Genomic DNA, 13,367 nt, shown 5'->3' on the forward strand with positions numbered 1-13,367 from the left:
GCAGCCCTCGACACCGAACGCGGGCGGGCTCGGTCCCGCCCCTGCACCTCATGGAGGCACCGTGGAGATCGTGGTCGCCGGCCGGCACACCGACGTGCTCCCCAAGTTCCGGGCGCACGCCGAGCAGAAGCTGGCCAAGGTCGCACAGCTGGCCCCGCGCGCGCAGCGCATCGACGTCATGGTCACGCACGAGGCGAACGCGAAGCCCTCGGGCGTGCGCGAACGCGTCGAGCTCACCGTCATCGACAAGGGTCCGGTGATCCGCGCCGAGGCGTGCGCGGACGACAGGAACGCGGCCCTCGACCTCGCGCTCGCGCGACTCCTCGAACGGCTGCGCCGCAGCCACGACCGGCGAAAGGACCACCACGGGCGCGCACCGCTGACGCCCATGGACGTGCGTCCGCCGGAGCCCGTCGAGCCCGCGCCCGAGCCCGCCCCCGACCGCATGGCGGCCGGCACCACCACGGAGACGACGCTGGGCGACTCGCCCGTCGTCATCCGCGAGAAGGTGCACGAGGCCCAGCCCATGACGGTGGACGACGCCATCTACGAGATGGAGCTCGTCGGGCACGACTTCTTCCTCTTCGTCGACGCGGAGACGGCCCAGCCGTCGGTGGCGTACCGCCGCCGCGGGTGGACCTACGGGGTCATCAAGCTCGACATGCCCGTCGCGGGGCTGGGGACGCGGCAGGCGGCCACCGGCGGGGACGCCGTCGCCGACGGTCGGGTCGACGTGCCGGCCGACCTCGACGGGGCCACGCGCGCGGCGCCGCTCCCGCGGCCGGCCGAGCCGGAGCGCGAGGCCGTGCCCGCGCGCTGAGCGCCGACCGCACGACCGGACCTGCCGACGGGCACCGGGCGCCGCCCGGTGCCCGTCGGCGCGTGTCGGGGGTCGCGGGCAGGATGGCGGCATGGCAGCCGTCCCGGAGCAGCTGACGCTCTCGCAGGCGCGCCGCGCGACCCTGCGGGCGCACGGGCTGGCCGGACCGCGCCCCGCGCGCGCCGTCACGGGCCGGGCGGTCGACGCGGTCGTGGACCGCCTGGGCGTCCTGCAGATCGACTCGGTCAACGTCCTCGCGCGCGCCCACCTGGTGCCGCTGTGGTCGCGGCTGGGCGCGTACGACCCGGCCCTGCTCGACCGCGCCGCGGGCCGGGCGCCGCGGTGGCTCGTCGAGGCGTGGGCGCACCAGGCCTCCTACGTGCCCGTGACGACCTTTCCGCTCCTGGGCTGGCGGCGCCGGGCCTACCGGACGCAGGCGTGGGGGTCGATCCGGTCCGTGCCGCTGCAGCTGTCCGCCGAGCTCGCCGACGTGCGCGCGGTCGTCGCCGAGCGCGGCCCGCTCACCGCCCGCGAGGTGCACGACCTGCTCGGGGCCCAGCCCCTGGCGGCGCGCACGGACTGGGGCTGGAACTGGACGGCCGCCAAGCGCGTGCTCGAGTTCCTCTTCTTCACGGGTGAGGTGGCGGCGGCCAGCCGCACGGCGTCCTTCGAGCGTCGCTACGACCTCACGGAGCGTGTCCTGCCGCCGCACGTGCGTGACGCGCCCGAGCCGGCGGAGGCCGACGCCGTGCGGGCGCTCGTCGCCGTCGCCGCCCGGGCGCAGGGCGTGGCGTCCCTGCGGTGCCTGGCCGACCACTTCCGGCTCCGGCAGGACCAGGTGCGGCCGGCGGTGGCCGACCTCGTGGACGCCGGGGAGCTCGTCCCCGTGCGGGTCGAGGGCTGGGACACGGCCGTCGTGCGCCACCGCGACGCCACCGTGCCGCGCCGGGCGGCGGGGGCGACGCTGCTGAGCCCGTTCGACCCGGTCGTGTTCGAGCGGCGGCGCGTCGAGACGCTGTTCGGGCTGCGCTACCGCATCGAGATCTACGTGCCCGAGCCGCTGCGGACGTGGGGCTACTACGTGCTGCCGTTCCTGCTGGGCGAGCACGTGGTGGCCCTCGTCGACCTCAAGGCCGACCGGGGCGCGGGGGTGCTGCGCGTGCTCGCCGCGCACACCGCGCCGGTCGTCGGGCCCGCGGCGGCGGACCGGCGGGCGCCCCGGCCTGGGCCGGGGGAGGTCGCCCACGCGCTGGCGGCCGAGCTCGTCGCGGTGGCGGGCTGGCTCGGGCTGGGGGAGGTGGAGGTGGGGGACCGGTCGTCGGGCGAGCACCGCCTGGTGGGGGACCTGGCGCCCGTTCTCGCGACGGCCCTCGTCGGGCGGTCCGCCGCCTCGCCTACGATGGGGGCGGCGTCCGCCGTGCACGTGCCGGCCGGTGGTCGGCAGGACGGCGACGCCGCTGCTCCCGGGGCGCCCGCCCCGGGGACACCCGAACCTGGGGAGTGACGTGCCTGCGATCCTCGAGAAGGTCCTGCGCCTCGGCGAGGGCCGCGTCCTGAAGAAGCTGACGGGCATCTCCGCGCAGGTCAACGCGCTGGAGAGCGGCTTCGTCGACCTCTCGGACGCCGAGCTGCGCGAGGAGACGGACCGCTTCAAGGCGCGGCTGGCCGACGGCGAGAGCCTCGACGCGCTGCTGCCCGAGGCGTTCGCGGCCGTCCGCGAGGCGTCGAGCCGGACCCTCGGCCAGCGGCACTTCGACGTCCAGCTCATGGGCGGCGCGGCCCTGCACCTGGGCAACATCGCGGAGATGCGCACGGGTGAGGGCAAGACCCTCGTCGCCACCGCGCCCGCGTACCTCAACGCGCTGACCGGCAAGGGCGTGCACGTCGTCACGGTCAACGACTACCTGGCGCGCTACCAGAGCGAGCTCATGGGCCGCGTGTACCGCTTCCTCGGGCTGACGACGGGGACGGTGCTGACGGGGCAGACCCCGGCCGAGCGCCGCCAGCAGTACGCCGCGGACATCACCTACGGCACGAACAACGAGTTCGGCTTCGACTACCTGCGCGACAACATGGCGTGGTCCGCCGACGACCTCGTCCAGCGCGGCCACCACTTCGCGATCGTCGACGAGGTCGACTCCATCCTCATCGACGAGGCGCGCACGCCGCTCATCATCTCCGGGCCGGCCTCCGGCGACATCAACCGCTGGTACGCGGAGTTCGCCAAGGTCGTGCGACGCCTCGAGCCCGAGCGCGACTACGAAGTCGACGAGAAGAAGCGCACGGTCGGCGTCCTCGAGCCCGGCATCGAGCGCGTCGAGGACCACCTCGGGATCGACAACCTCTACGAGTCGCTCAACACGCCGCTCATCGGCTTCCTCAACAACGCCATCAAGGCGAAGGAGCTGTTCAAGCGCGACAAGGACTACGTCGTCATGAACGGCGAGGTGCTCATCGTCGACGAGCACACGGGCCGCATCCTGCCCGGCCGCCGCTACAACGAGGGCATGCACCAGGCCATCGAGGCCAAGGAGGGCGTGCAGATCAAGGCGGAGAACCAGACGCTCGCCACGATCACGCTGCAGAACTACTTCCGGCTCTACGACAAGCTCGCCGGCATGACCGGCACGGCCGAGACCGAGGCGGCCGAGTTCCAGAGCACGTACAAGCTGGGCGTCGTGCCGATCCCGACGAACCGGCCGATGCAGCGCATCGACCAGCGCGACTTCGTCTACAAGTCCGAGGACGGCAAGTTCGACGCGGTCGTCACGGACATCGTCGAGCGGCACGCCAAGGGCCAGCCCGTGCTCGTCGGCACGACGAGCGTGGAGAAGTCCGAGCTGCTGTCCTCCAAGCTGAAGAAGCAGGGCGTCCCGCACGAGGTGCTCAACGCGAAGCAGCACGCGCGGGAGGCGGCGATCGTCGCCCAGGCGGGCCGCAAGGGCGCCGTCACGGTCGCGACCAACATGGCCGGCCGCGGGACGGACATCATGCTCGGCGGCAACGCCGAGTTCATGGCCGTGGCGGACCTCGCCGCGCGCGGGCTCGACCCGGCGGAGAACGCCGAGGAGTACGAGGCGGCCTGGCCCGAGGCGCTGGAGAAGGCGAAGGAGGCCGTCGCGGCGGAGCACGACGAGGTCGTCGAGCTCGGCGGCCTGTACGTGCTGGGCACCGAGCGGCACGAGTCGCGCCGCATCGACAACCAGCTCCGCGGCCGGTCGGGCCGCCAGGGCGACCCGGGGGAGTCCCGGTTCTACCTGTCGCTGCAGGACGACCTCATGCGCCTGTTCAACTCCGGCCTGGCCGAGCAGATGATGACGCGGGCGGGCTTCCCCGAGGACATGCCGCTGGAGTCGAAGATCGTCACGCGCGGCATCCAGTCCGCGCAGTCGCAGGTCGAGTCGCGCAACTTCGAGATCCGCAAGAACGTCCTCAAGTACGACGACGTCCTGTCCCGGCAGCGCGCGGTCATCTACGACGAGCGCCGCCGCGTGCTGGAGGGCGAGGACCTGCAGGAGCAGGTGTCCCACTTCCGCGCCGACGTCCTGCGGTCCTACATCGCCGCGGGCACCACCGAGGGCCGCCCCGAGGACTGGGACCTCGACGCGCTGTGGACCGCGCTCAAGGCCGTCTACCCCGTGACGATCACGCCGGAGGAGGTCGTCGAGGAGGCCGGTGGCCCGACACGGTTGACGGCCGAGCTCATCGAGCGGGAGATCCTCTCCGACGCCGAGGTGGCCTACGCCGAGCGCGAGGCGCAGCTGGGCGAGGACATGATGCGCCAGCTCGAGCGGCGCGTGACGCTGTCGGTCCTCGACCGCAAGTGGCGCGAGCACCTCTACGAGATGGACTACCTCAAGGAGGGCATCGGGCTGCGGGCCATGGCGCAGCGCGACCCCCTGGTCGAGTACCAGCGCGAGGGCTACCAGCTCTTCGGCGTCATGACCGACGCCATCAAGGAGGAGACGGTCTCCTACCTCTACCGGCTCGAGGTGCAGGTGGCCCCGGCCGAGACGCCCGCATCGGCCGTCGGCGCCGCGCCGAGCGTCGGCCTGCCGCGGGCCGGCGGCGCCACGGCAGCAGGTGCCACGTCAGCAGGTGCCACGGCGAGCGGGGCCACGGCGGCGTCCGGCGGGGCGGCGGGCGCTGCGGCGGCGGGAGCGGTCGCGGGCGTCGCGGACTCCGACGGGGCCGGTGGCGGGGCGACCGCGGCGGACGGTGACGAGGACGCCGCCGTGACGGCTGCGCCCGCGGCCCGGCCGGCGCCGGTCCTCACGGGGAAGGGGCTGGACGGGCCCGAGCCCGTGCGCCTGCAGTACTCGGCGCCGTCGGTGGACGGGGACGCGGGGACGGTCGTGCGGACCGAGGTGCCCGAGGGCGCCGACGCCGCGGCCGACGGGGGCAGCAACCGGGAGGCGCGCCGCAAGGCCAAGCAGGGCCGCCGCCGCTGACAGTGGTCGGGCCGGACGCGCGGTCGGTGGCGGGTGTCCCGTCGGGTCCCGCGCCGGCTCGTCAGGCCAGCTCCAGCGAGGTCACCCGCCACTGACCGCGGTGGGCGTCGAGGCGGAGCGCGGCGGCCCGCACCCGGTCGCCCTCGGCCACGACGACGGCAGCCTCGGCGGAGCGGTCCGAGACGCGCACCGCGCGTACGCGGCGCACGGTGGCGCTGCGGCGCGTCCTGGTCGTGGCAACGCGCAGCTGCAGCCCTGCGCGCACCCGCACTTCTTCGTAGACGGCCGGCGCGAGCCACCGGGCGAGCTGGGCGACCGGCCGCGTCCCGGCGAGGACCTCAACGACGGCCTGGGCCACGGAGGCGGCGGCGCGCGCCGGGTCGTGCTCGGGCGTCTCGTCGGACTGCTCCAGCACCTCGCCCTCGAAGTCCGCGTCGTGCACGCGCAGGGCCCGCACGCGCTCCGCGAGCCGCGGCGGCGGACCCGGCACGAGGGGAGCCGCGCCCTGCCGCGGCCCGCGGGGTGCCGGCGCGCCGTGCAGCAGGCGGACGCGGGCCGCGCCCAGCTGGAGGCCGTCGGCGCCTGGCCGTGCCGTGGCCGGCGCGGTGCGTCCGCGCCCCGGCGCGGCCTGCGCGACCGAGGTGATCGGCTCGACCGAGGCGATCCGCTCGACCGCGGTGACCTGCTCGACCGCGGTGACCTGCTCGACCGCGGTGACCGGCGCGACGGCGGTGGCCGGCGACGTGCTGGCGCGGGGCGGGGCCACCGGCACGAGGTGCGGGCGCACGAGGGCGTCGAGGCGCGCGGCGAGCGTCGTGGTGCCGCGGGCGGCTGCGTCCGACGGGCGCGTGCCCGTGCTCGGGAGGGCGGGGGCGAGGTCGGCGACGCTCATGTCGGGTTTCCGTTCGTGGTGCGGACAGGCGTGGGCGGTGTGTGGATAAGGGGTTGGGTGGAATCGGGGTGTCGGATCCGGGGTGGGTCCGACGTGGTGGTGCGGCGTCGCTGGTCGTCCTGCGGTGGCGGCGTACGGCTGGCTCAGCCGTGAAGGGGGAGGTTGGCCGGGATGCGCAGCACCTGACCCGGCAGCAGGACGTCCGGGTCCGGCCCGACGACGTCCCGGTTGGCCGCGTAGAGGGCCGGCCAGGCGGCGGCGACCGCGCTGCCCGGCGCGTCCTCACCCAGCAGCGCGTCGGTGAGCGACCACAGGGAGTCCCCCACGCGGACCACGACGGTGCTGGTGCCGTGGCCGGTGCCGGTGCTCGTGCTGGTGCCGGTGCTCGTGCTGGTGCCGGTGCTCGTGCTCGGGAGAGGTCCTCCCGTCGTCGCGCGTCCCGCCGTGGCGGCGGTCCCGGGCGGTGCGGCCGGCGGGACCGATGTGGCGGACGGCGGAGCCGCCGGTGCGGGGGACGCGGTCGGCGTCGACGTGCCGGTCGACGTGCCGGTCGACGTGCCGGTCGACGCCGCCGGCGGTACCGGTGCCGGTGCGGCGGTGGCGGTCGACGTCGGTGCCGGGGACCTGGTGGCGGGGGAGGAGGGCGTCGGCCGGGGCGACGCGGTGCGCTCCGGCCGGGGTGCCGTCGTCGCGCCCGCGGTGGTGGTCGATGTCGGCGTCGGCGGCGCGACGGCGGTCGGCGACGAGGTCGCGCTCGGCGGGCCGCTCACGGCCCACCCCAGCTCGTCGGGCGGGGTGACGGGACCGGCGCCGAGAGCGGCCGGTGCGCCACCGAGCCCGAGGCCGAGACCGACCGTGACCACGAGCGTGCGTCGGACGACCGTCGGTGCCCACCGCTGCACGGCGCGCTCACCGCCGCGCCAGGCCCCGCCCGCCACGCGCACCACCAGGCAGGCGGCCGCGACCAGCGTGGAGACGGCGAGCCACGCGGCCGCCACCGCGCCGACGGCCAGGACGAGCAGCTCGACCACGTCGTCCACCGCGAGCGCCGGCCCGCCGACGAGCACGGTCGGTGCCAGCCCGGCGGCACGGCCGGCAGCGGCCGCACCGAGCGCTCCGACGAGGGCTCCACCGACCAGCAGGCCCGCCATCCGGCAGACGAGGGTGCTCGTCCGCGGACGGGCGTGAGGGACGACCACGATGCGCTCCGGTCTCGTTCGTTGTTGTTTGATGCTGTTTGCTGTTTCTCAGTGCGCGATGTCTACCGCCCCACGATGCCCGCGGTCCAGCCGCAGCCGTCTCGCAGGGCGCATTTCGCCCGTACGGTGGACGGCATGCGGTGGGAGGCGCTCTTCGCGGACCTGGAGGCGCAGGCCGCCGCCGAGGAGAGGGCCGAGGCGCTCGTCGCGGTCCCCGACCTCGTCCGTGCCGAGCGGGCGTCGGTGCTGCTCGCGGACCGCCTCCGCGCGTCGCGGGGGGCGCCGCTCGTCGTGACCGCAGGGTCACGGACGTGGGCGGGCGCCGTCCTCGACGCCGCCTCCGAGTGGCTCCTGCTGGCGCCCTCGGAGCACCGCCGGGTGCTCGTCGTGCTCGCCGCCGTGCGCACCGTGCGCGGACTGGGGCGGGCGGCCGGCGCGCCACCCGGACGGGTCGAGGGTCGGCTCGGCCTGACGGCCGCGCTGCGGGGGCTGGCACGCGACCGCGTGCGGGTGCGGGTGCTGCTGCGCGACGACGCGGACGACGCGGACGGCGTCGTCGGCCGGCTGGACGCGGTCTACGCCGACCACGTGGACCTGCTGCCCGACGAGGCGGCGGGCGGGCGGCGGGGTCCGGTGACCGTGTCGACGGCGGCCGTGGCCGCCGTCGAGGAGCTGCCGTAGGGCGTGGTGCGCCGACGCGGTCGCCGGTGGGCGGTCAGACCCCCTGATCGGTCAGACCCCTGATCGGTCGGACCTCCGCTGGGTCAGACCTCCTGAGCGGTCGGGACCTCCGTGGTCTCACCCTCGGCGATGCGCCGGCTCGTCTGCTCGTACATGCGCTGGATGTAGGCCTCGAGCTCCGTGGCCTCGACGCGCCACTGGCCGCGCCCGCCGATCTGCAGGGCCCGCAGCTCGCCGGAGCGGACCAGCGCGTACGCCTGCGGCGCGGAGATGTTGAGGATCTCCGTGACGTCGGCGAGCGTGAGGAACCTCGGGGCCATGCCCCGCAGTGTGACACGGCGTGGCGATCGGGCGACGTCGTCCACAGGGCGTCCCCGCGGAGGCGCCGGGATCGGCACGATGTGCCCGGATCGCACCGCGACGCGACCTGCGCGTCCCGACCCCCCCGCCCCCGCCGCCCGTCCCGCCATCCGTCCGACGGGCGCCGGACCGAGACCCCCGGAGCGTCATGGCCACCACCCTCGAGCGCGCGGACCTGCGTCCGGACGGACGTCCCGGCACGCCGTCGGGTGCCCTGCCGGCCCCGGTCGCCGTGCGGCTCCGCCGGCCCGGGTGGCGCGACCCCCGGCTGCTGGTGGGGATCGCGCTCGTCGCCGGCTCGGTGCTGCTGGGGTCCTGGGTCGTGCGCTCGGCGCAGGCGACCGTCCCCGTGCTCGTCGCCCGCGGGACCCTCGTCCCGGGCGACGTGGTGGCCGCGGCCGACCTCGCCGTCGAGGAGGTGCGGCTCGTCGACGCCGCGCGGTACGTCCCGGCCGCGACGGGCCTGCCGCAGGACGCCGTGGTCGTGCGCGTCGTCGGGGAGGGGGAGCTCGTGCCCGCGGCGGCCGTCGTCCCCGGCGCCGTGCTCGACGTGCGCCCCGTCGCGGTCCCCACGACGACCGCGCCGTCCGCGGACCTCGTCGTCGGCTCGACCGTGGACCTCTGGGCCACACCCCCGGTGCCGGTCGTCGGCGGCGCGGGCACGGGCATGGGCACGGGCATGGGCACGACGGGCGGCGACGGTGGGCGGGCGAGGCCGGTCGCCCTGGCCACCGGCCTGACCGTCGCGGAGGTCACGCGCGGCTCCGGCGCCCTCGCCGCCGCCACGGGCACGGTCGTGCACGTGCTCGTGCCGACCGCCGACCTGCCCGCCGTCCTCGCGGCCCTGGCGGACGGCTCGACCGTCGACGTGGTGCTCGTCCCCGGCGGGACCGGGGACGCCGTCGCCACCACGGCCACCGGCGCCACCACGGCGGACGGGGCGGCCTCGCCGTGACGGTCCCCGTGCTCACCGCGCTGCCGGGGGTGGCCGAGGCCCTCCTCGTCGCGGCCGCCGGCCGCTCGCCGCGGCTCGACGTCGTCCGCCGTTGCGCCGACCTCGCCGAGCTCCTCGCCGCCGCGGAGGCGGGGCTCGGGTCGGTCGCGCTCCTGTCCGGCGCGCTCGCGCACCTCGACCACGACGCCCTCGCCGCCCTGCGCGGGTCGGGCGCGCTCCTCGTCGGGGTCGCGGCCCCGGGCGACGAGCGCGAGGCCGACCGGCTGCGGGCGTGGGGCGTGGACGCCCTGGTCCTGGCACCCGGCGACGACGCCGCCGCGGACGCCGTCGTGCGCGAGGTGCTCGCGGCACTCGCCCGGCGCGAGGCGACGGACCCGGCGGGGACCACCGGCGGGCACATCCGGCAGGCGGGAACCGGCTCGCCCGCCCCGTGGTCGCCGCCGCCCGTCCCGCCGCGCCGTGCGGAACCGGCCTCCTCGGGCTCGCGACCGGCGGCGCCCACGGAGCCCCCGCCGGCGCGGGGACAGCTCGTCGCCGTCTGGGGCCCGACGGGTGCGCCCGGCCGCACCACCGTCGCCGTGACGCTCGCCGCCGAGCTCGCGGCGCTCGGTCACCGCACCCTGCTCGCCGACGCCGACACCTACGGCGGGTCGGTGGCCGCGACGGTCGGCATGCTCGACGAGGCCCCGGGACTGGCCGCCGCCGCCCGTGCCGCGGCGCAGGGCGGGCTCGACCTGCCGACCCTCGCCCGGCACAGCCCGCTGCTGGCGCCCGGGCTGCGCGTGCTGTCCGGCCTCGCGCGCGCCGACCGCTGGCCGGAGCTCGGTCCGGCGGCGCTGGACGTCGTGTGGGACCGGGCGCGCGACCTCGCGGCGGTCACGGTCGTCGACACGGGGTTCTGCCTCGAGGAGGACGAGCTGCTCTCCTACGACACGCGGGCGCCGCGCCGGAACGCCGCCACCACGGGTGCGCTCGACGCCGCCGACACGGTGGTCGCCGTCGGGTCCGCCGACCCGGTCGGGCTGCAGCGGCTCGTCCGCGGGCTCGACGAGCTCGCGCGCCGCCCGGCCGCCGCCGGCGCGCGCCTCGTCGTCGTCCTCAACCGCGTCCGGTCGTCCACCGCCGGGCCTGGCGGCGAGCGTGCGCTGCGCGAGGCGCTGGAGCGCTACGCCGGCGTCCAGGACGCCGTCCTCGTCCCCGAGGACCGCCCCGCCCTCGACGCGGCGCTCCTGGCCGGACGGCTGCTGCGCGAGGTCGCGCCCGCCTCTCCGGCGCGGCGCGCGCTCGTCGGGCTCGCGGGCCTCGTCGCCCCCGTCCCTGCGACGCCCGCACCCTCCGCGGGTGCGGCAGCCGGGGTCCTGCCCGGCGTCGACGGCGGACGGGGCGGGACGCACGGGGGGCGCCGGCGCGAGGCGGCGGGGGCGGCCCGGCGCGGCCGGGCGCTCGTCCGTCCCGGCCGCCGCCGCGCCGCTGCGGCAGACTGACGGCGTGCGCCTCTACGTCCCCGCCACCCTCGACGAGACCGGCCCCGGCCGCGGTCCCCTCACGCCGCGCCGCGCGCACGCCGTGACCCCGGAGCTGCGCGCCGCGCTGCCCGACGAGGACGAGGGCTGGGAGTTCTCGGCACAGCTCGCCGCGGCCGACGACGCCCTCGTGCGCCTCGCGGCGGACGGCGCGGCACCACGCCTGCGGCTCGTCGTGTCCGCGGACGTGCCCGACGCCGACGTCGACCTGCGCCCCGACCCCGACGCGCCGCCGAGCGCGGTCGCGCTGCGCTCCCCGCTGCCGTGGGACGCGGTCGTGTGCGTGCACGTCGACGAGCCGGCCGCGGCGCCGGACGTCACCGCGGCGCTCGCGGGCGACAGCGCGGCCGACGAGCGGCTCGGCGAGCGCGACCTGCTCTGGTACGACGCGAGCGAGGTCGCCGACATCCCGCGCTGAGGCCCCACCGGCGACGGCACCCGGCGACGGCACCCGGCGAGGGTCCCGTGGGGGGCACCCCCTCGCGTCGCTCGCTGCGGGTCGCCGCGCGTCCTACAGGTGCCGGGCGGACCCCGGCGCGCGCCGCACGGGCGCGAGCAGCTCGGCGGCGGCGGCGTGCAGCGGCCCGTTCGACACGAGCGCCGACCCCCCGAAGGGCCCGGGCACCCCGTCGAGCGAGGTGAAGGTGCCGCCCGCCTCCGTGACGATGGGCACGAGCGCCGCCATGTCGTGCAGCGCCAGCTCGGGCTCGGCGGCCAGGTCCACGGCCCCCTCCGCCACCAGGACGTGGCTCCAGAAGTCCCCGTACGCCCGGGTCCGCCACACGCGCCGGGTCAGCTCGAGGAAGCCGTCCAGCCGCCCCTGCTCCTCCCACCCGGACAGGCTGGAGTAGGAGAAGGACGCGTCGGCGAGCCCGCCCACGGCGGACACCCGCAGCCGACGCGCGGCGGCCAGCGAGCGCCCGGTCCAGGCGCCCGTCCCCTCCGCCGCCCACCAGCGCCGCCCGAGCGCGGGCGCGCTCACCAGCCCGACGACCGCCCGGTCGCCGTCGAGCAGCGCGATGAGGGTGGCCCACACCGGCACCCCGCGCACGAAGTTCTTCGTCCCGTCGATGGGGTCGACCACCCACCGCCGCGGGCCCTGCCCGCTCTCGCCCAGCTCCTCGCCGACGACCGCGTCCCGCGAACGGGCGCGCGCGAGCTGCCCCCGGATGAGCTCCTCGGCGGCGCGGTCCGCGTCCGTCACCGGGGTGAGGTCGGGCTTCGTCTCCACGGCGAGGTCCTGGGCGCGGAAGCGCGACGTCGTCAGGGCGTCGACCTGGTCGGCCATGACGTGCGCCAGGCGCAGGTCGTCCTCGTACCCGGAGTGCAGGCTCATGGCGGCGACCCTAGCCGTCCGCGCCCGCCGGGCCGCGGGCGTCCGGCCCGTCGTCGGCCGTCGTCGGGGCCGCCGGCGTCGGATCGGCGTCGGCGTCCGTCGTGCCCAGCCGGCTGGCCAGCAGGCGGCGGAAGGACCCGACGCGCGCGGCCCGGGCCTCGCGCTCGTCGCCCGTCGCGGCGGCGACCCACTCGTCGAGCGCGCAGTCCGGCGCGTCGGCGGCATGCGTGCAGCCCCGCGGACAGGCCTCGGCCACCGCGGCGAGGTCCGCGAAGGCGCCGAGCAGGTGCCCGGGCTCGACGTGCGCCAGGCCGAACGAGCGCACACCGGGGGTGTCGATGACCCAGGTCGGCGCACCCGCGTCCGGCACCCGCAGCGCGACGGCCGAGGTCGACGTGTGCCGCCCCCGCCCGGTCACGTCGTTGACCGCCCCGACCGCGCGCAGCGCGTCCGGGACCAGCGCGTTGACCAGCGTCGACTTGCCCACCCCCGAGTGCCCGACGAGCACCGACGTGCGCCCGGCCAGCGCGGCACGCAGCGCGTCGAGCCCGACGATCCGCCGGGTCCCGTCGGCGTCCACCTCGCGCCGGGTGACGACCACCTCCACGCCGACGGGCCGGTAGAGCGCGACGAGCGGCTCGGGGTCGGCGAGGTCGCCCTTGGTGAGGGCGAGCAGCACGTCCATCCCGGCGTCGTAGGCGGCGACGACGCAGCGGTCGATCATGCGGGTGCGGGGCTCGGGGTCGGCCATGGCGGTGACGACGACGAGCCGGTCGGCGTTGGCGACGATGACGCGCTCGACGGGGTCGGCGTCGTCGGCCGTCCGGCGCAGCACCGTGCGGCGCTGCGTGATCCGCACGATGCGCGACAGGGACCCCTCGGCCCCGCTGGTGTCCCCGACGACGTCGACGAGGTCGCCGGGCACCACGCGCTCGCGGCCCAGCTCGCGCGCCTTCATGGCGGTCGCGCGCCGCTCGTCCGGCCCGTCGGGGTCGACGAGCACGCCGTACCGGCCGCGGTCCACCGCGACGACGAGCGCCCGGTCCGCGTCGGCGTGCTCCGGGCGCTGCTTCGTGCGCGGCCGGCTGCCGCGGCCCGGCCGGACGCGGACGTCCCGCTCGTCGTACGTGCGCCGTCCCGCCACCCGCGC

Annotated in this window: 11 protein-coding genes and 1 pseudogene; 7 read left to right on the forward strand and 5 right to left on the reverse strand. The window is 77.1% G+C overall.

Features of this window, described 5'->3' with window-relative positions; translation table 11 throughout:
• Positions 1–61 precede the first annotated feature (61 nt).
• The 3 genes and pseudogenes from hpf to secA form a co-directional block, all read left to right on the forward strand.
• Positions 62–694, forward strand: a pseudogene (gene hpf / locus BM048_RS00310) (ribosome hibernation-promoting factor, HPF/YfiA family); the annotation flags it as partial.
• A 217-nt stretch (positions 695–911) separates the two neighbouring features.
• Positions 912–2,324: a winged helix-turn-helix domain-containing protein gene (locus BM048_RS00315; RefSeq protein WP_090029751.1), complete on the forward strand. Its 1,413-nt coding sequence runs from the start codon at positions 912–914 to the stop codon at positions 2,322–2,324.
• 1 nt (position 2,325) lies between these two features.
• Complete coding sequence (secA, locus tag BM048_RS00320) at positions 2,326–5,271, forward strand: preprotein translocase subunit SecA (protein ID WP_090030364.1); 2,946 nt, start codon at positions 2,326–2,328, stop codon at positions 5,269–5,271.
• Between the two features lie 61 nt (positions 5,272–5,332).
• Here secA and BM048_RS18000 read toward each other — a convergent pair whose 3' ends face one another.
• A complete protein-coding gene (locus BM048_RS18000; RefSeq protein ID WP_175499156.1) occupies positions 5,333–6,163 on the reverse strand; it encodes an Rv3235 family protein in 831 nt (276 codons plus the stop codon).
• A 143-nt stretch (positions 6,164–6,306) separates the two neighbouring features.
• Positions 6,307–7,362 carry a LysM peptidoglycan-binding domain-containing protein gene (locus tag BM048_RS00335; RefSeq protein WP_175499157.1) on the reverse strand — a complete coding sequence of 352 codons (1,056 nt, stop codon included), beginning with the start codon at positions 7,360–7,362 and terminating at the stop codon, positions 6,307–6,309.
• A gap of 135 nt (positions 7,363–7,497) precedes the next feature.
• On the opposite strand from BM048_RS00335, the gene BM048_RS00340 reads away from it, so the two are divergent.
• Positions 7,498–8,043 carry a hypothetical protein gene (locus tag BM048_RS00340; protein ID WP_239078690.1) on the forward strand — a complete coding sequence of 182 codons (546 nt, stop codon included), beginning with the start codon at positions 7,498–7,500 and terminating at the stop codon, positions 8,041–8,043.
• 83 nt (positions 8,044–8,126) lie between these two features.
• Here the strand turns inward: BM048_RS00340 and BM048_RS00345 are convergent, their stop codons facing one another.
• Positions 8,127–8,363 (reverse strand): helix-turn-helix domain-containing protein, encoded by a 237-nt coding sequence (locus BM048_RS00345; RefSeq protein WP_090029759.1) that lies wholly within the window; start codon positions 8,361–8,363, stop codon positions 8,127–8,129.
• Positions 8,364–8,551: 188 nt separating this feature from the next.
• Here BM048_RS00345 and BM048_RS00350 point away from each other — a divergent pair, with 188 nt between their 5' ends.
• The 3 genes from BM048_RS00350 to BM048_RS00360 are packed head-to-tail and all read left to right on the forward strand — an operon-like array spanning position 8,552 to position 11,299.
• Positions 8,552–9,358: a hypothetical protein gene (locus tag BM048_RS00350; RefSeq protein ID WP_239078691.1), complete on the forward strand. Its 807-nt coding sequence runs from the start codon at positions 8,552–8,554 to the stop codon at positions 9,356–9,358.
• The gene (locus tag BM048_RS00355) at positions 9,355–10,842 is read left to right on the forward strand and encodes a CpaE/TadZ family protein (RefSeq protein WP_090029761.1); all 1,488 of its coding nucleotides are present in this window, start codon (positions 9,355–9,357) and stop codon (positions 10,840–10,842) included. The genes BM048_RS00350 and BM048_RS00355 overlap by 4 nt, the downstream gene beginning before the upstream one ends.
• 4 nt (positions 10,843–10,846) lie before the next feature.
• Positions 10,847–11,299, forward strand: coding sequence for a DUF6912 family protein (locus tag BM048_RS00360; protein ID WP_090030367.1), 453 nt, complete (start codon positions 10,847–10,849; stop codon positions 11,297–11,299).
• Positions 11,300–11,392: 93 nt separating this feature from the next.
• Here the strand turns inward: BM048_RS00360 and hisN are convergent, their stop codons facing one another.
• A complete protein-coding gene (gene hisN / locus BM048_RS00365; protein ID WP_090029762.1) occupies positions 11,393–12,217 on the reverse strand; it encodes a histidinol-phosphatase in 825 nt (274 codons plus the stop codon).
• 10 nt (positions 12,218–12,227) lie between these two features.
• Positions 12,228–13,361, reverse strand: a complete 1,134-nt coding sequence (gene rsgA / locus BM048_RS00370; RefSeq protein WP_090029764.1) for a ribosome small subunit-dependent GTPase A — start codon at positions 13,359–13,361, stop codon at positions 12,228–12,230.
• Between the last annotated feature and the right edge of the window lie 6 nt (positions 13,362–13,367).

It is taken from the genome of Cellulomonas marina (assembly GCF_900111925.1).
GTDB lineage: Bacteria > Actinomycetota > Actinomycetes > Actinomycetales > Cellulomonadaceae > Cellulomonas > Cellulomonas marina.

What these genes read in the sequence shown, in the direction of transcription:
- BM048_RS00340 (WP_239078690.1), top strand. Translation starts at nt 7,498, where the DNA reads ATGCGGTGGGAGGCGCTCTTCGCGGACCTGGAGGCGCAGGCCGCCGCC.
- BM048_RS18000 (WP_175499156.1), bottom strand. Translation starts at nt 6,163, where the DNA reads ATGAGCGTCGCCGACCTCGCCCCCGCCCTCCCGAGCACGGGCACGCGC.
- BM048_RS00345 (WP_090029759.1), bottom strand. Translation starts at nt 8,363, where the DNA reads ATGGCCCCGAGGTTCCTCACGCTCGCCGACGTCACGGAGATCCTCAAC.
- BM048_RS00350 (WP_239078691.1), top strand. Translation starts at nt 8,552, where the DNA reads ATGGCCACCACCCTCGAGCGCGCGGACCTGCGTCCGGACGGACGTCCC.
- hisN (WP_090029762.1), bottom strand. Translation starts at nt 12,217, where the DNA reads ATGAGCCTGCACTCCGGGTACGAGGACGACCTGCGCCTGGCGCACGTC.
- BM048_RS00315 (WP_090029751.1), top strand. Translation starts at nt 912, where the DNA reads ATGGCAGCCGTCCCGGAGCAGCTGACGCTCTCGCAGGCGCGCCGCGCG.